We start from the raw sequence: 17,417 nt of genomic DNA, 5'->3' as shown, positions 1-17,417 counted from the left end.
TAGAAGGAGACTTTACGATGAACAGACAACTGTTTCCGGGCTATACAATCGGTGACGACGCCTACGATGATATCAAAACGATCTGCCCCCGCTATGGCAGCAAAATCGCCGTTATCGGCGGTAAACGGGCTTTGCAGGCATCCCGGGATGCCATTGCTGCGGCAGTGAAAGAGACCGCGCTGTCCATTCTCGGATTTTTCTGGAACGGCGGGGAAGCCTCTGTGGAAAACATCGAACTGCTTGAAGCAAACGCCGAAGTACAGCAGGCCGATATGATCTTTGCGGTGGGCGGCGGCAAAGCGATCGACACCGCAAAGGTGCTGGCGCACAGAACCAACCGGCCGTTTTTCACCTTTCCGACCATCGCTTCAACCTGTGCCTCCTGCACCTCGCTGGGAATCCTTTACCATCCGGACGGTTCCCTTCGGGAATACTCCTTTTCCGATGTTCCGCCGATCCATATTTTCATTAACAGCAGGATCATCGCCGAAGCTCCCCGCCAGTACCTCTGGGCCGGCATCGGCGATACCATGGCAAAATTTTACGAATGCACCACTTCCGGGCGCGGGGACGTGCTTTCCCACTCCAACGCACTCGGCACCGCGATCAGCAGCATGTGTTCCGACCCGCTGGTACGTTACGGCGTGAAAGCCCTGCACGACTGCGACAGCAATACGGTTTCCCCCGATCTGGAGGAAATTATTCTGGGAATCATTGTTTCAACCGGGCTGGTTTCCAACCTTGTCGGCATTGATCTGACGACAGGACTTGCCCACGCCATGTACAATGGTTTCACCATTCTTCCGCAGATCGAACGCTACGGACATCTGCACGGAGAAATCGTATCCTATGGCGTGCTGGTTTTGCTGGCCGTGGACGGGCAGGACGAAGAGCTTGTTCGAATCCATCAGTTCAGCGAAAAAATGGGGCTGCCGACGAAGCTCTCCGATCTTCATGTTTCCAGAGAGGATCTTGGAAACGTGATTGCCAAAGCGCTCAGCGGCATCGACGTACGCCATTATCCCTATGAGGTCACTCCTGAAATGATCACAGCCGCTGTTGATAAACTGGAAAGCTGGCAGTGACCTGCCGTTTCTGAACAATCATGAAATCCCGCCTTGAATTCAAGGCGGGATTTCTGTTTATGAGAGCGACGCGGCGGGACTAAAACTGCCGTTCAATCTCTTTAATTTTCGCATAAAGCAGATCGTTTGTCGAGGTGGGGATACCATGCTTTTTGCCTAGGGCGGTTATGGTGCCGGCGAACAGCTCCACCTCGGTTCGGCGACGGGCCAGCACATCCTGCGCCATCGAAGGGCGTCCGTCCGGATTCAACGAATCCAGAATCTGCATCCAGCGGCTGATGTCATCTTCGGTCAGTGTAATTCCTTCATAGGCGGCGACAGCCTTCGTTTCCCGCATAGCGGAAAGCATCGTCTGCCTCGCGGGGCCCTCTTTCTGCAATTCCCGGAAGTTGATTCCGTAGACAGCCGTGGTCTGATTCACCCCCACGTTCAGCATCAGCTTGTTCCACAGGGTATGCATGGTATTTTCCGGAATTTTATAAGGGACGCCCGCGCGGTCAAAAAACCTTGCGACCGCAGACAGCTTTTCACTTCGTCTGTTATCGGCTTCTCCAATGACAAGCTCGCCCATATTCTGATAGGAGAACCGGCTTCCGTCCTTGATCGCGTCCATTCCCTGCGCCACACAGTATAACACCTTTTCCGCGCCGAACACGTCGGAGAGAACCCGTTCGCTGGTGATCCCGTTCAGCAGGGAAATGATGACCGTCTGTTCGCCCACCAGGCGGCGCGCCGCCTCCACCGCTTCCTGTATGGCAGGATATTTCACCGCAAAGATCAGGAGATCTACGGGGCTTGCGGTCGTATCATCGCGGTCAATGAAGCATAGGTCCAGCTTTTCCCCGTTGCAGTAAACGCCGTCCCTCTGATACCGCTCAATTCGTTGTCTATCCGCCACATAGCAAACAGCGTCTTTTCCAAGGGCGGCGGCAATCTGCCGCCCAAATAAAACCCCCAAAGCGCCAACGCCTATGATTGCGGCTTTTTTGATTTCCATTATGAATTCCTCCTGCCGGCAGTAATTTCTGTCATGGATGCCAAAGCAATCCATTTATCCAGCCGTTTTCCATCAGTACAGCTACGGAAAAAAGAATGGTTGTAACATCCGCAGCGCGACTATTAACAGCTTTGCGGCTATTATGCCACAAGTGCAAAGCACGCAGTGGTATAATTGGCCATTGGGCGGGAGCAAGCTTTGCGAGCGCATCGCCTTGGCCATAATCGTATAATAGCCGCTTTGCAGCTATTATACCACAAATCAGCCGCCTGTGCGATAGCCCCACACAAAAACAGTATCAGCCGTGGCCAGGATAAGCCTGTCTTAGACTGCCGGATGCTATATTCAACTGCTGATTTCAGGCTGTTTTGGCAGCTTTTTCCGTTTGACCCAGTATCTAAATCGATTTGGGGTAGTAGTACGATTCAGTACGCTCGGAGCTGAAGGTCATGAATACGCCGGTGATGGATACAATCTGCATTTTCAGAAAGATGCAAAATTAAAAAAGGCGGCAAAGATGCCGCCCGCATTTATCGTTGCAGTCCCGCACAGTTGATTGAAGCAGCCAGCCCCGGTCGGCTGGCTATTCCAGCATCCCCAGATCCAAGAACCTGTACTTGCGGTTATATTCTTTTGTTTCCTTGTCAAGCACCACCGTAGATTTATGTTGTTCCAAAAATTTTATAATTTCATATGTATCAATCCAGATCTCGCAGTTGCTTTCCCTTTCACACCCTTCCGGAACAATCTCCATCCCGAAATGCAGATGCGGGCTTTTCATCCCGTTCACATTTTCAGCGTTAGAGTAACCTGTCATACCAAGGTATCCGATTACGTCACCTGCCTGTACCAGCACGCCTTCCTGCATGTCTCCATGGTACGGCCGGTCTTTGCGCAAATGTGCATAATAATAGTATCTGCGGCCGTCGAAGCTCCGGATTCCTATGCGCCACCCGCCATATTGATTCCATCCAAGCGTTTCGACAATTCCTGACTCCACCGCCACAACCGGCGTTCCGATTCTTCCAAAAATATCATGTCCCTGATGAGGTCTGCTGAATCCAAAGGAACGTGAACTGCCGAAATCATTGTAGTGTGAAAAACCATATCCCTCAGCAACCGGAGAATAGGCTTTCAGCCCGTATCCGGTCTGAAGCTGCAGGGCCTTGCCGCCGGGTTTATCCGTAAGCTGTATCAGATATTCTCCAACCATACCGCCCAGAACGGCTTCATACGCTTTTTTATAATAATCAAAGTATTTCATATTTTCTGCCAGCTGCTTGACCGAAACGCCGTCTTTACATTGTTTTACAAGTTCATTTAAATCCTTTGCCCGATATTGATTAAAATTTCCTCCATATTTTGCTCCCAGATAAGCAAGCAGATCAATCCAATTAAGTGGATTTTTTGTGTTGCGGCTTTCTATATCCAACTGGAGCGCCCGATCCATCGCCGATTTGGTGACATTAAAGTCTACCCATGTCAACGAATTATCCGCCATTGCATTAACCGTACGTATATGGTGGAAAATGGAGACCGAATAATATAAAATTGATATTGTCAAAAGTACCGCAGCTGCCGCAAATCCTTTTTTGAACAATTTTGTAAGCAAATTCACCACCGCCAATGAATCTTCTTTTAGTAATCATATTTATTTTATTTCGTTTTTAGCATGCCTTTGCATTCAAAATCTCATTTTTACTTTTATCCATGCGGTTGCCTGTTTTAAAAACCGCAGGCTAAAACTGATACGGGGCTCTTTCGACACCTTTCGTATGAATATTGCAATTGAATCCGCACAAAATAGTCAGGAGTCTAAACAGCTTTTTTCGTTATGTATACCCTCCTGTCAAAAACACCGCCGGAAAACAATCCGGCGGTGTTTTTGACAGGATTGGCTCTATGAATGACTCTTTTTCCTTTCGAATCTATGTCATCTGTGCCCAATAGCACTTTTGACTGGTCCGGCATATGATATTTACAGGGCAGTCCTCTCAAAATAAGCCGCCGTCGAAAGGTCAGTCCGACGGTGACATTTCTGATAACATAACCAGATGGGCCGGATATTTCAATTGAAATATCCGGCCCACCTGGTTAAAGCCGGTACACGGCGGGATGGTGCGGGATGACAGGCTTGTCCTTTCACTGATCGTACCCGCGCAGCATACTGCAAAAAATCGGATGATCAATGCTTCCCACCGCTGAGAAGCCCAAAAGAGGGCGCCTGTTTCAGACGCCCCCTCAAGGTTATTTTCAGATGATTAAGCAGTTACCTGAATGATTGCCAAATCTGCCTGGATGGCTGATACGCCATAAGCGACTGCAAACGGGGTGTTGTTAACAAGAGAAAATGTTGCAGGCGCTGCAACAGTTATAAGTGCATGCCCATTTAGCTGTAAGGAAGTGACCGGGGAAAGTGAAGACGCGGAAATTGTTTGGCCGTTCGAAGCTACTATACTAAAAATAACGGTGGTTTCCGGACCGGCGCCATCCGCATTCACCCACCAATCAATATAATAAGTGCCTGGCTGTGTTATCGTGAAAACGCCGGTAGCAGCGTTATAGGTTATATTGGGGCTGGGGTTGCTGACGATAGAATTAAAAATTACATTTGCGCCAACTGCAACAGTTGTCCCACCGCTTCCAACCAGCTGTGTCTGTAGGCCGGATAAAGCTGATGCCGTAGCTGGCGGTCCCGGCGGGCCTGCTGGTCCCTGAGGACCCTGAGGGCCCTGAGGGCCTATTAAACTCAAATTGCAGCAACAGGGAAGACATTTATTACACATATTAACTCTCCTTTTTCATGTTACTTAAATATAAAAACTTTTTGTAATTCCCATTCATAATCTATGAAGTTGGTTTATCTTCTGTTAATAGCAGGATTTGATGTTTGGCCCAGTAAGTAAATGCTGTCAAGGCTAAATACATGCTTTAAGCTATCGTTATAGCCATTCTTTGTCATATTTAATTTTATTTCGCTTTGCCGCGGTTTGAGAAAACAAGCCGAGGCCGGACAGTTTGTCGCCCATGCCGGAATCATTCATTTGCAAAACAACATCACAGGCAGGCTGTGCACAACCAAAAAAGGCTTTAGAATTCGCATTCTAAAGCCTTTTTATTAGGATCATTTGCCCGCCCGATACAGTCTTTGTCATAGCCGCATGACATTTTATAACAGACGAAGCCCTGCGACACGTGAAACCGGCAGAGAAAACACAATCGTACCCGCCGGACTGTCAGGCCCGGTTTCTTTAACGATATTGGATATGATGCCGGCTTTTTCAGAAGACTTGGCTACGATAAAAATCATTTCCTTTTCGTTTACAAGGGATACACCATAAAATTTTTCTGCTTTTTTTGCACCGGTGCCCTTCGTATGAATAACGGTTCCGCCCATGGCGCCGGCGGTTCGCGCCGCATCCATCACCTGCTCGGTGTATCCTTCGTTCGCAATCACGACAATCATTTCATGGTCAAAATTCATTCGGGGGAGCGACTTGTCAGGTGTTGCGTGATCAGATAAAAAGGCCAATGTTTTTCCTCCTCCAACACTTTTTATCGGGATTGAGAGCATAATACCATTCCCGGGAATATCAATGTAAAGCTTTTTTCTTGCCTGCAATATCAGGTCCCTTGTGTTCTTCGCACTGGCTATGGTCACCACTACTGACTTTTCGGTGGATTCCAGCCCGTACAGGTCCAGAAGCTTCTTCGTAGCAGTTCCCCTGCCCAGCGCCGTCAGGACAATCGGGAGCTCACGCTCCATACAAATGGAGGCCATATATTCACCCTTATCGCGGTCGACGATGGAGATAACGTAATTGAGTTCCATTCAGACTACCTCCCACAGTTCGATAACGTCGAGATCGTCATACGCCCCAGCAGGTACAACCTTATCCTCAGTATCTGTTTTAAAGACATATACCATACCCATAACCTGTATCGTGATCAGCGGCATCATCGCCACCATCGCCACAAGGCCGAAGGCATCGGTCAATATATTGCCGCCCAGCGCATTTCCTGCACCGACCGCCAGCGGCAGCATAAAGGTGGCGGTCATAGGGCCGGACGCAACGCCGCCCGAATCGAACGCAATAGCGGTAAAGATCGGGGGCACAAAAAAGCTCAGCGCCAATGCGGCGATATATCCGGGCACAAGAAACCATAAAATTGAGATGCCGGTAAGCACGCGGAGCATCGCCAGTCCGCCTGCCGCCGCAATTGCGATCGAAAGACTGAGGCCCATCGCCTTGGCGGATATGGCGCCAGAGCTGATTTCTTCCACCTGCTTGTTGAGCACGTGCACCGCCGGTTCCGCCGATATGATAAACCAACCCATGAGCATACCGAGCGGTATGAGAAGATAGCGTCTCCATCCGATAGCCAGTTCTCCGCCAAGTGCGGTGCCAAGCGGCGAAAATCCTTTATTGACACCGACGAGGAACAGCACGAGACCGACATAGGTATAGACAATTCCGATCAATATGCGCTGGAGCACGCGCTTTTCCAGTTTCAGCGCGACAATCTGAAAGGCGAGGAAAAACGCCACGATCGGCGCCAGCGCCACAAAGACTTCCAACATATACTTAGGCAATGCGGACAGATAGCCAAAACCTATTGCTGTGGTATCGGCATAGGTTTTGAGCACGGTATCTTCTGCGATTTGGCTCCCGCCGGAATACAGAAATCCCAACGCCAGAACTGCCAATATCGGACCGATAGAGCATAATGCCACCAGACCGAAACTATCCTCTTCAGCCCTCATATCACTTCGTACATAAGCGACGCCGACACCGAGCGCCATGATAAACGGAACGGTCATCGGTCCGGTTGTAACACCGCCGGAATCGAATGCAATGCTCAGATAATCGGCGTCGGACAGCCAGGCAAGTACAAATATCAGCGCATAAAAACCCAAAAGCAGCCATCTCAGCTGAACGCCAAAGATGATGCGCAGCATACAAATTGTCAGAAAGAGTCCGACGCCAACAGCAACCGTTATGATGAGCACGCCGGTATCGATATGCGGCACACTTGCCGCAAGCACCTGCAGGTCCGGCTCGGATATGGTTATCATCACGCCCAGTATGAAGCTCAATAAAAGAATCAGCCATAAATTTTTTGTTTTCGTCATTTTTCTGCCGATATACCTTCCAATCGGCGTCATAGCCATATCGGCACCAAGGGTAAAAAGTCCCATTCCTATGATCAGCAGGACTGAACCAATGATAAAGGACAGCATCAGATCCGGCGGTATCGGAATCGCAATGAAGCATACCACCAGCACAAGCAGCATAACCGGTAGTATGGACGACGCAGCCTCTTTCATTTTGTTGCTAAAATTATTGACGTTCTTCACAGGCAATAGAAACATCCCCCCATTTATATAAGATATTTATAAAAAGACCGTCTTTCGATTTTTCTCGAAAGACGGTCCTGAGCGCTTGACGCTGGCAGTATCGCAAACATGTAAAATGCCTATTATTCATGGTGAGCGAGTGTTACATATTTTTAATGCCAATATCCGCACATTCGTTCTTACATCCCCGAGTATTGCCAGCATAACCGCTCAGGCGGCATGGCAACTTATACTTATTATTTTAAGGATAGCATATATGCCATTTAAATTCAAGTCTAAACGGCGATCTCTTCAGGCATCATAGCCCGGTTTATCTGCCGCAGCCTTTCCTTCCCCGAACAGGCGCACACTGCCGGTAACATCCAGACGGCATTCATCCAGCCTAAGTTTCCAAGGGAAAGAACACTTCGCCCCTCTGCGCGCTCTTCATAGGCATTCATGCAAATGTCTAGCATGCCTTTGATGAAAAAGACAGGCCGGGCACCCTGCGTCCGAATGAGCAAATAAAAATAGTACTTGCATTTCGTTTTCAGCTATGATATACTATTCAAGCGTTGAACTTGTTGTTTTAGTGTTCCAGTTGGGTTATTAACAGCTGTGGAGAGATGTCCGAGCGGTTTAAGGAGCTGGTCTTGAAAACCAGTGACTCGCAAGAGCCGTGGGTTCGAATCCCACTCTCTCCGCCATCTTCTCTAAAATACAAATATGTTTATCTTTCACCTGGAGATGTACCCAAGCTGGTGAAGGGGCTCCCCTGCTAAGGGAGTAGGTCTGGAAACGGGCGCGAGAGTTCGAATCTCTCCATCTCCGCCAAATCCGCTTAAACGAACTGTTTAAGCGGATTTTTTGTTGTTTGGAATAGTACTAAAAAGTACTGAAAAATTATGCTATTCCCATTCGATTTCTGCTTGCCGTCCTTTGCCGGATCAATGGCATAAAAAGCTGTGCGGAACATTCTCCGCACAGCTTTTCAGTTTGCTTTATTTTTTGAGCCAGCTCATCATTTTGCGAAGTTTCGCCCCCACAACCTCCACCGGATGTTCCGCTTCCAGACGCCGCGTCGCCAAAAAGCTCGCGCGTCCTCCCGCGCGGTTTTCCGAAATCCATCTGCTTGCGAAAGTCCCGTTTTGGATTTCAGCGAGCACCTTTTTCATTTCTTTTCTGGTGTCTTCCGTAATGATGCGTTTGCCGGTGCAGTAATCGCCGTATTCCGCCGTATCGCTGATGGAATAGCGCATCATGCCGAATCCACCGCTGTTGATGAGGTCAACAATCAGTTTCATCTCATGCACGCATTCGAAATATGCCATTTCTGGGGAATAGCCCGCTTCCACCAGTGTCTCAAAACCGGCCTTCATCAATTCTGTCACGCCGCCGCAAAGCACAGCCTGCTCACCGAACAGGTCCGTCTCGGTTTCTTCCCGGAACGTGGTTTCAAAAATTCCCGCGCGGCCTGCGCCGATCGCGCACGCATATGCCAGAGCGAACTCTTTTGCGCTGCCGGACGCATCCTGATGAACGGCAATCAGTGAGGGAACACCCTTCCCCTCCATGTACTCCGCGCGTACCCGATGGCCCGGGCCCTTGGGCGCCACCATCGAAACGTCGACACCGGCAGGCGGCACGATCTGATTGAAGTGGATATTGAAGCCGTGTGCGAACATCAGCGTGGCCCCTTCTTTCAGGTTGGGGGCGACCGCTTCCTTGTAGACGTCCGCCGCCAGTTCATCCGGCACCAGCATCATGACGGCGTCCGCGCCGCGCACCGCGTCCGGGACCTCCTTCACTGTAAGCCCGGCCTTGCTTGCCTCTTCCCAGCGGGCGGAATTTTTGCGAAGCCCCACCACGACGGAAACGCCGCTGTCCTTCAGGTTGAGCGAATGTGCGTGGCCCTGACTGCCATACCCGATGACCGCTATGGTTTTCCCTCTCAAGAGTTCCTGTTTGCAGTCGCTTTCGTAATACATGTTTGCCATTTGAATACCTCCATGATTATCTGAATTTTGAATACCCTATTTGGAACGCGTTGTCGACAAGCGCTTTCCCGGTTGCCTGCAGCGCGGTGACGCCGGTACGGCTGAGTTCTACAACGCCGAATAACCGAATCCGCTCCACAAGCTCATTGATTTGTTCCGGCCGGCCGCTTGCCTCGATAATAACGCCGCCGTCCGGCACCGCAACCGCTTTCGCGGCGCTGTTTGTCACCAGTTCCATCAGTGCGCCTGTTTCTTTTTCACCGGGACAAACTTTGACCAGCAGGAGTTCCCGTTCGATCAGCTGCTCTTCGGGAAGGATTGCCGCCGCCCTGACTTCCTCCAGCTTGCAGACCTGTTTATAAATTTGTTCCAGCTGCGCGGGGTCTCCTTCCGTTAAAACTGTGATGCGCGATACCTCCGGGTTTTCCGTTTCCCCGACCGACAAAGCCTTGATATTATAGCCCCGCCTGCCGAACAGTCCGGTTATTTTTGTCAAAACACCGAAATGGTTGGAGACCAAAATCGATAAAATACCCTGCTGCATACCTTTCCCCCTAATCTGAATAAATCATATCTTCTTCTGTTCCGCCGGGCGGAATGATCGGATATACCCGCTCCTTGCGGTCAATCATGCAGTCCACAACGCAGGGCCCTCCGCAGGAAAACGCCCGGGAAAGAGTGCTGTGAATTTGGCTGCGGTCTGTCAGCCGCATGCCTGCGGCTCCGAACGCTTCCGCCAGCCTGACAAAGTCCGTGGCACGGTTGAGTTCGGTATAGGCATACCGCTGCTCATAGAACAGCTTCTGCCATTGATGCACCATGCCGAGCACGCCGTTGTTCATGACCAGGATAACGATCGGGAGCCGGTGCGTTACGGCAACCGCGAGCTCGTTCAGGTTCATATGAAAACTGCCGTCGCCCGTAACCAGCACTACCGGCCGGTCAGGATTCCCAACCTTTGCACCGATCGCCGCCCCGAGGCCGTACCCCATGGTTCCAAGCCCGCAGGAGCTGATCAGCGTGCGGGGCTGCGAGAACGGGTAATACTGAGCGGTCAGCATCTGGTGCTGCCCCACATCTGTTACGACAACCGTGTCTTTCCCCGCCGCGCCTTTGATTTTTAAAAGAATTTCACGCGGCGTCAGCTCTTCCCCGTTGATTGCACTCGGCAGGGCATGGTACGCCTTGTGTCGGAGCAGGCTGTGCACCCACTCCGAATTGTAGATTTGCTCCGTACGCGCAAGCAGCTCGGAAAGGACTTCCCGCGCACTGCCAAGCAGCGACAGACCGGCGGATACATTTTTCGAAATTTCAGACGGGTCAATGTCAAGATGAAGGATCTGCGCGTTGGACGCGAATTTTTCCCGGTTACCCGCTACACGGTCGGAAAAACGGGAACCGATCGCAATCATCAGGTCGCAGTCACGCGCCGCCACATTGGCGGTAACCGTGCCATGCATCCCGATCATCCCCAGATAGAGCGGATCGTCATAGGGCATCGACGTCAGCCCCATCATGCTCACACAGACCGGCGCGCTGATTTTGTGGGCGAACTGCACAAGCAGTTCCGATGCGTCCGAGAAAACCACCCCGCCGCCCGCGTAAATCAGGGGGCGCTTTGCCTGTGCGATTGCTTCGAGCGCCACCTGATAGTCCGATTCCGACGGAGCGGGATTTTTGCGCGGCTCGAAAACCGGCTGCCTGCTATATTCCGTTTTCTGGGCGGTGATGTCCTTGGGAATATCAATCAGCACAGGGCCTTTCCTGCCCGAATTGGCTATCACAAACGCTTCCCGTACAATTCCGGCAAGCTCGCAGACATCTTTTACAATGTAGTTATGCTTGGTGATCGGGTTGGTGATGCCGACGATATCCACTTCCTGAAAGCTGTCGCGCCCGATCAGCCCGGTGGGTACGTTGCCGGTAATCGCGACAAGCGGAACGGAATCATGGTACGCGGTGGCAATCCCTGTCACCAGATTGGTGGCCCCCGGCCCCGAGGTTGCCAGAACGACACCGATTTTCCCGGTGGAACGCGCATATCCGTCCGCCGCATGCGCGGCGCCCTGTTCATGGGAAGTTACGATATGCCGCAGCTCCATTTGCCGTTCATACAGGGCATCATAAATATTCAGCACCGAACCGCCCGGATAGCCGAATACCACTTCCACACCCTGATCGAGAAGTGATTGCACTAAAATCTGTGCGCCAGTCATCTGCATGTCGTTTCCTCCTATTCCATGGCTGTCTGATAGCCGTTTTGTTCGAGCTGCTGAATGACCTTTTGCCCATGTTCCCTGCCGCTCACCTCGCAGGCGATGTGAAGAATGACCTCATTGAGCTGCAAACCCGCGTGCATGCGGTCATACTGCACCATGATGATATTGGCTCCGCAGCCGGCGATGATAGAAGAAAACCGCTGGAGGCTTCCGGGAACATCCAGCATGACGGTCTGGAACTTCATCTGCCGGCCGCGTGTCACCAGTCCTTTTTCCACGATTTTGTGAATCATGCTCACATCCATGTTGCCCCCTGAAAGCAGACATACCGCCCGCTTGCCGGCCAGCCCGGTTTTTTGGTGGAGCGCCGCGGCCAGCGATACCGCGCCCGCCGGTTCAACCACCATCTTGTTGCGCTCCAGCAGGAGGAGCACTGTTTCCGCAATCTCCTCCTCAGAGACCGATACCACCTCGTCGACATACCGGTGAATCAGTTCCAGCGGCAGTTCCCCCGGTGTTTTCACCGCGATTCCGTCCGCGATGGTGGCCGAGTGGGTTGTGGATACCAACGTCTTCTGCTCAAAAGACTGCTCGATTGCATTCGCGCCCTGCGCCTGCACACCGACCACCCGCACCCGCGGATTGATCTGCTTGATATAGGCCGCCGTTCCCGCGAGAAGCCCTCCGCCGCCCGCCGGAATCAGCACCACATCGACCTGCGGAAGATCGCGGAGGATTTCCGGAGCGATCGTCCCCTGCCCCGCGATGACATCCCCATCGTCAAAGGGATGCACAAACACCGCCCCCGTTTTCTGCTGAATCTCCATTGCTTCCGAAAAGGCGTCGTCGTAGCAGTCCCCATGCAGGACAACCCGCGCCCCATAACCCTCGGTAGCGGAAATTTTCGCAATCGGCGCGCCGCGCGGCATGACAATCGTGGAAGAAATCCCCACCGCGCCGGAGGCGTAAGCAACGCCCTGCGCGTGGTTTCCCGCGCTGGAAGCAACCACAGAAACCGTCTGGCCGTTTTCCATCAGCTTTGCAATCTTGTTATAGGCCCCCCTGACCTTGAACGACCCTGTTTTTTGCAGGTTTTCACATTTCAGATACAGTTCCGCGCCGCTCATTTCCGAAAAAGTCCTCGAGGAACATAGCGGCGTCTTATGCACAACATTGCGAAGCCTTGCGGCTGCCTGTTCGATCTCTTTTAATTCCATAACCCACCTCCGGATAAAAATAAAAGAACCTCCGCCTGATCCACAGACGGAGGTTCTTCCTTTTTATGGAATCCCTTCGCCCGCGTTTTCCGATCAGAGGCGAAGGTTCTATGTCTTCGTTCTTTATTCCATACTCACCGCGGGAGCCGGAAGAAAGGACACACTCGTTCGCCTCTTGCTAATCAAAATGACTACAACAATAATAAGCGGAATAATCGATAGTACGATTCCGCTTACTACTACGTTAATCATATTGGCAAAAAGGGCGGGCAGCATAAAATTCATAACACTGTGTCCTTTCAAACTTACAAGTAAATTATCGATATCATAACGGATGAAAAACAAATTGTCAAGCTTTTTTTTGCGCTTGAAAGAGGTTTCCGGCCAGCTGTTTCAATGCGGACGGGTTTTTCAGCCGGTAACCGGCATCCTCTTTTTCCAGAAATTGTTTCTTACATAATAATCCGAGCGTCCTCAAAAGGTGCCTGTGGCTGCACCCCAGATATTGGGACAGGCGCGTGTAGTTGCTGAAAAACACCCCGTCATTTTGCATGACAAGGATATAATTTGCCAGCCGCTGTTCCAGCGGATACAGCAAATTGATTCCGGTTGTTTGATTGTTGCGCTCCACTTTTTCGCAGGTCTGGCGGCAAACCCACTGTAAAAACTGATTATCTGCTAAAAGCAGTTCTCTATACTCCGAAACAGGAATTGCAAGGCAGCAAAAATCTCCCAGAGCCTGAATCGTGGTTTTTGCAATCGAATCGGTAAAAAGTTCAAATTCCCCCAATACCTGAATGTCCTCATAATGGCAGACCAGCAGGACTTTTCCGTTTTCCAGTGTTTTAAAGACCCTGCACCTGCCGTCCAGAATGATATAAAGATACGCCGCGCGTTCCCCTTCGACGCAGAGAAATTCGCCGTTTTTAAAGAGGCATGGCTGCATTTTCTCAAAAACCGCAGCTGATAAATGCCTCTTCACCAGTTCCACTTTTTCTTTTAAACGCGGCTGATCTGTCAAGCTAATCTGCTTCATCGTTTTCTTTTATTGTCCTTCTGAAATTTTTGAGACGCAATATGACAGGCGTCATACCCCGCTTTGCTGATTTTCTGCCATACTAATGAAAAAGGATTCCATCAGTTCGGAGGATATGTGTATGAATCTATTCCTTTTGCTGGCGGGCGGTATCTGCCTTGGCCTGATGACAAGCCTGAACGGGCAACTTGCATCCTACCTGACCAGCTTCGAAATCAGTTTCATTGTCCATGCAATCGGCGCGGCCCTGCTGGCAGGGTACATTCTTGTTTCCAAAAAAGAACGGTTCTGCCTTGGCGGGGGGCCGGCGTACATCTATTTTGTCGGCTTTCTGGGCGTGGCTCTGGTCACTACTTCCAGTATCTGCGCCAATCAGATCGGAGCCACTTTAACCATGGCGCTGTCGATCGCCGGGCAGTTGATCTCCTCGGCTGTCATCGATCATTTCGGGCTGTTTCATCTGCCGGTAGTCAGATTCCGCCTGAAACGAATCCCATCCTATCTCATGATAGGGGCAGGGCTGCTGCTGATTCTGCACACTTGAAAGGGAGTTGAGTCTATGTTGTTTTATACCGGATTGGCTGTCCTGAACGGAATCGTGAACACGATTAACAAGCTGGTGAACTTTGAGGCCAAGCAGCGGCTCGGCATGGCAAACGGGACTCTGATCAACTATCTGGAAGGGACTCTGATTTCTCTTGCGATCGCCCTGTTTTCAGGTAATCTGACAGATTTGCCCCACCTAAGCAACATCTCACCCGTTTATTTTACCGGCGGCATTTTCGGACTGTTTTCCATGCTTCTGATTCTGAAAGGAATGGTCAACACGCAGATGATCTACGCCACCGCACTGGTCCTCATCGGGCAGCTTGGCGCAGGTTTCGCGATTGATTCAATGGCGGCAGGAACGATAAATCCGCTGAAAATTCTGGGAATCGCGCTCGTAATAGCGGGAGTTCTCTTCGATCAATTTTCATCGCTCAAGTCCGCTGCCCAGCCGCCTGATTCTACACCTTAAGTTCTTCGTCTTCCGGAAGGAAGTTCACCGATGAATCTTCTTCTATCTGCAAAATCGCACTCTTTTTACGGGTCTCAGTGAGCGAGACTGTAAAGGAGTACCTCGCTTTTTGCTGGGCAGTTTTGCGGGTTTCATCAATCAGCTCGTAATTACTGAGCAAAAGCGCGACCACTTTTGGACAAATCGCCCCATCCCCTACCATAGACTGAAGAACGGACACCACTTCCTGCTGTTCCATTCCCTGCCTGTAAGGGCGATTTTCAGAGATTGCCGTGAAGATATCCGCGACCGCCATAATACGCGATCCCAACGGGATGTTCGCGCCTTTTAAGTGAAACGGATATCCTTTCCCGTTCAGCTTTTCATGGTGGAAAGAGGCCCACTGGTTGATTGTTTCAAAACCTTTGATCAGCTCCAGCAAGCGGTAGGTATGGAACGTGTGGCTCCGGATCTCATTGAATTCCTCCGCGTTCAGCCGGTCCTGCTTCTCCAGCACCTCCCGCCTGACCGCCAGCTTGCCGAGATCATGCAGGTTGCCCGCAACCAGCATCATCTTGCATTCAACCTCAGAAAATCCAGCCAGCTCGGCCAGCTTTTCCGCAGTGCTTGCCACCCCTGCAGAGTGATATGCGGTGAAAGGGCTGCGGGAATCGATGATATTGGAGAAAATTCCGGTCAGGCCGATGACTTCGTCGAGGCTAAGTTCCAGCGTGTCAAAGGTGACCGCTTTCGGCAGGATATAAATCAAAGGACTGTAAACCAGATCCAGCCATATGTATTCCTGTGCGCTGATTTCCAGAAAAGCATCTGCCAGTTCCGGCTGAAAATTCCTGCCCTTCTGGGACAGGATGGCCTTCCGGATTTCTTTAACCTTTCCCAGGATATTCTGGTTGCTCCCCGTCAGGACCGCAACGCGGTCCGCCAAATGCAGGATATGGCTTAATTGTGATACCCTGTTTCCCTGAAAAAAATTCCCTTCACCGTAATTCCATGGGACATGATGGAACCGGATGATGTCCGCCGCATGATGAAGCGGTGAAAACCCCTCGATCAGCTTCGCCCCCCGGAGCGCATGGTTCTGGGCGGTCAGCGGTTCGTTTTCGATCAGTTCCAGCCGCTCATCCAGAGAGATGGTTCCGACATCATGCAGGAGCCCGGCCAATATTAAATCCTTTTTCTGCTCCACCGGCAGCCTCAGCTGTTCTGCGATGCGCAGCGCAAGATAGGCGACCTGCTGGTGATGGTTTTCCAGCTCGTGGCTGATCAGGTCGACCGCCTTTGTGAGGCAGATCAGCAGGTCAAACATATTCACATCATTTTGTTCAAATTCCGACATTTTAGCCCTCTGCATTTTAAAATTCAGGAGCCCAACCGCTCCCGCTATCAGTATAACATAGTTTCAACAAAATGGAAGACTTTAGCTGTTGGTTTGAATGATCAGGAAATCCCCGTTTCTCAGCTGCACGACAGTTGCATCCAGCGCACGGGACAGTTCGAGCGATATGGATTTCTGTTCCTCAAGGCCCCGGACCAGAAGGGTAAGCGGGTCGCCGCCAAGGACCCTGTTTTCATCCGCGGTAATATAAACTAAAATTTCCGAGCCTTTTCCCATTTCACGACGCTCCTTACTGCTTCATAATTCTTTTGATCTTGCGGCTGTTTTCCAGAATCGGCGTATGCGACACCACATAAATCAGCTTATCCATGTCCCGCTCAATCGGAACAAACGCAAGAATCACCTTTCCGGATGGAATATCCCGGCGCACGAAGTTATACTGCTTCACACCAAGTGTTCTGAACGCCTCAAACGCCACCGCCTGGCGCTGCCCCGCATTTTCAAGCGTCATCCGGCTTCCCTCGTCCCGCGGTTTTATGACTACGGCAAGCCCCTGTGAGGACATCAGTTCCCTGCTGAGATCCGTCCCGAGAAAATTGGTGACAAAGATCCCGTCCACGTAGAGCTCCGAGCCTTTTACTTCAATTTTTCCGGGAACAATATCACAGATTATCCCAATCATTTTCCCTTTTGTAAACCGGTATAGGGCTATCATCACAACTGCTCCCGATACGGTGCCAAAGGCCGCCAGAAGCAGGATATTCCCGCTGCCGGTCAGCTGCATGACCAGGACGGACACAAATGAAGTCACCAGCGAGATATAGCTTCTCGACTCAAAGGTTTTGGAAATCCCGTCAATATAGGCCTGCCCGCGCTTTGCATATTCCGTATGTTCCAGATTCCCCAGACTCTCCATTTCAGCAGTTCTGATATCGCGGAACTGCTGAACGGCGACCGTCAGAAAGGTCACCGCGGCAAAATCCCCGGCCAGCACCGCCGGAATCGCCACGGCTCCCAGGGATGCGGCAATAAAGCCCTGCACCACATTGTTAAACAGGGCGCTCGGATAGGTAGGAACCTGCCTGAAATCCACACAAAGGGTAATCAGGCGCGCCGCAGTTCCTGTTATAATACCGATCACAATGATGATAAGCTCAGATTTGCTCAAGAATCC

General features: G+C 51.1%; 16 protein-coding genes and 2 tRNA genes. 5 read left to right on the top strand and 13 right to left on the bottom strand.

Translation table 11 applies throughout. The features are described from left to right. Positions 1 to 17: 17 nt before the first annotated feature. Complete coding sequence (locus tag C1A10_RS12600) at positions 18 to 1,085, top strand: iron-containing alcohol dehydrogenase family protein (RefSeq protein ID WP_101910593.1); 1,068 nt, start codon at positions 18 to 20, stop codon at positions 1,083 to 1,085. A 79-nt stretch (positions 1,086 to 1,164) separates the two neighbouring features. Here the strand turns inward: C1A10_RS12600 and C1A10_RS12595 are convergent, their stop codons facing one another. The 5 genes from C1A10_RS12595 to C1A10_RS12575 form a co-directional block, all read right to left on the bottom strand. Further along, on the bottom strand, positions 1,165 to 2,082 hold the full coding sequence (locus C1A10_RS12595) for a ketopantoate reductase family protein (protein ID WP_101910592.1): 918 nt from the start codon (positions 2,080 to 2,082) through the stop codon (positions 1,165 to 1,167). 583 nt (positions 2,083 to 2,665) lie between these two features. Beyond that, positions 2,666 to 3,568: a M23 family metallopeptidase gene (locus tag C1A10_RS12590; RefSeq protein ID WP_242968925.1), complete on the bottom strand. Its 903-nt coding sequence runs from the start codon at positions 3,566 to 3,568 to the stop codon at positions 2,666 to 2,668. A gap of 775 nt (positions 3,569 to 4,343) precedes the next feature. Continuing rightward, positions 4,344 to 4,868, bottom strand: a complete 525-nt coding sequence (locus C1A10_RS12585; protein WP_180951128.1) for a C1q-like domain-containing protein — start codon at positions 4,866 to 4,868, stop codon at positions 4,344 to 4,346. A 383-nt stretch (positions 4,869 to 5,251) separates the two neighbouring features. Then, complete coding sequence (locus C1A10_RS12580; protein WP_101910591.1) at positions 5,252 to 5,914, bottom strand: P-II family nitrogen regulator; 663 nt, start codon at positions 5,912 to 5,914, stop codon at positions 5,252 to 5,254. Then, positions 5,915 to 7,411 (bottom strand): DUF1538 domain-containing protein, encoded by a 1,497-nt coding sequence (locus C1A10_RS12575; protein WP_479724271.1) that lies wholly within the window; start codon positions 7,409 to 7,411, stop codon positions 5,915 to 5,917. Between the two features lie 629 nt (positions 7,412 to 8,040). Here C1A10_RS12575 and C1A10_RS12570 point away from each other — a divergent pair. Both C1A10_RS12570 and C1A10_RS12565 read left to right on the top strand, forming a co-directional pair. Beyond that, positions 8,041 to 8,127 (top strand) — tRNA-Ser (locus tag C1A10_RS12570). Between the two features lie 36 nt (positions 8,128 to 8,163). Next, a tRNA-Ser gene (locus C1A10_RS12565) sits at positions 8,164 to 8,254 on the top strand. 167 nt (positions 8,255 to 8,421) lie between these two features. Here the strand turns inward: C1A10_RS12565 and ilvC are convergent. The 5 genes from ilvC to C1A10_RS12540 all read right to left on the bottom strand — a co-directional run bounded on the left by ilvC (position 8,422) and on the right by C1A10_RS12540 (position 13,889). Beyond that, positions 8,422 to 9,417 carry a ketol-acid reductoisomerase gene (ilvC, locus tag C1A10_RS12560; protein WP_101910589.1) on the bottom strand — a complete coding sequence of 332 codons (996 nt, stop codon included), beginning with the start codon at positions 9,415 to 9,417 and terminating at the stop codon, positions 8,422 to 8,424. A 16-nt stretch (positions 9,418 to 9,433) separates the two neighbouring features. Then, positions 9,434 to 9,961 carry an acetolactate synthase small subunit gene (gene ilvN, locus C1A10_RS12555; RefSeq protein ID WP_101910588.1) on the bottom strand — a complete coding sequence of 176 codons (528 nt, stop codon included), beginning with the start codon at positions 9,959 to 9,961 and terminating at the stop codon, positions 9,434 to 9,436. 10 nt (positions 9,962 to 9,971) lie between these two features. Beyond that, the gene (ilvB, locus tag C1A10_RS12550; RefSeq protein ID WP_101910587.1) at positions 9,972 to 11,639 is read right to left on the bottom strand and encodes a biosynthetic-type acetolactate synthase large subunit; all 1,668 of its coding nucleotides are present in this window, start codon (positions 11,637 to 11,639) and stop codon (positions 9,972 to 9,974) included. 11 nt (positions 11,640 to 11,650) lie between these two features. Continuing rightward, positions 11,651 to 12,853: a threonine ammonia-lyase gene (gene ilvA, locus C1A10_RS12545; RefSeq protein WP_101910586.1), complete on the bottom strand. Its 1,203-nt coding sequence runs from the start codon at positions 12,851 to 12,853 to the stop codon at positions 11,651 to 11,653. Between the two features lie 349 nt (positions 12,854 to 13,202). Continuing rightward, positions 13,203 to 13,889, bottom strand: coding sequence for a cyclic nucleotide-binding domain-containing protein (locus tag C1A10_RS12540; protein ID WP_101910585.1), 687 nt, complete (start codon positions 13,887 to 13,889; stop codon positions 13,203 to 13,205). A 121-nt stretch (positions 13,890 to 14,010) separates the two neighbouring features. Here C1A10_RS12540 and C1A10_RS12535 point away from each other — a divergent pair, with 121 nt between their 5' ends. Then, entirely contained in the window at positions 14,011 to 14,433 is a 423-nt protein-coding gene (locus C1A10_RS12535; protein ID WP_101910584.1) for a DMT family transporter, read from the top strand. Positions 14,434 to 14,448: 15 nt separating this feature from the next. Continuing rightward, positions 14,449 to 14,907, top strand: coding sequence for a DMT family transporter (locus C1A10_RS12530; RefSeq protein ID WP_101910583.1), 459 nt, complete (start codon positions 14,449 to 14,451; stop codon positions 14,905 to 14,907). On the opposite strand, the gene C1A10_RS12525 is transcribed toward C1A10_RS12530, so the two are convergent. From C1A10_RS12525 to C1A10_RS12515, 3 genes are all read right to left on the bottom strand, one after another. Beyond that, positions 14,897 to 16,243, bottom strand: coding sequence for an HD-GYP domain-containing protein (locus tag C1A10_RS12525; protein WP_180951127.1), 1,347 nt, complete (start codon positions 16,241 to 16,243; stop codon positions 14,897 to 14,899). The two genes, C1A10_RS12530 and C1A10_RS12525, sit on opposite strands and share 11 nt — an antisense overlap. Positions 16,244 to 16,324: 81 nt before the next feature. Continuing rightward, positions 16,325 to 16,519: a capping complex subunit for YIEGIA gene (locus C1A10_RS12520; protein ID WP_101910581.1), complete on the bottom strand. Its 195-nt coding sequence runs from the start codon at positions 16,517 to 16,519 to the stop codon at positions 16,325 to 16,327. 13 nt (positions 16,520 to 16,532) lie between these two features. Next, positions 16,533 to 17,411 carry a YIEGIA domain-containing protein gene (locus C1A10_RS12515; RefSeq protein ID WP_242968924.1) on the bottom strand — a complete coding sequence of 293 codons (879 nt, stop codon included), beginning with the start codon at positions 17,409 to 17,411 and terminating at the stop codon, positions 16,533 to 16,535. Positions 17,412 to 17,417: the final 6 nt, after the last annotated feature.

Origin of the sequence: Marasmitruncus massiliensis (assembly GCF_900186535.1) — a bacterium.
Classification (GTDB): Bacteria; Bacillota; Clostridia; order Oscillospirales; family Ruminococcaceae; genus Anaerotruncus; species Anaerotruncus massiliensis_A.
Note: the sequence above shows the minus strand (reverse complement) of the source record. Positions and strands in the feature narration are given on the sequence as shown.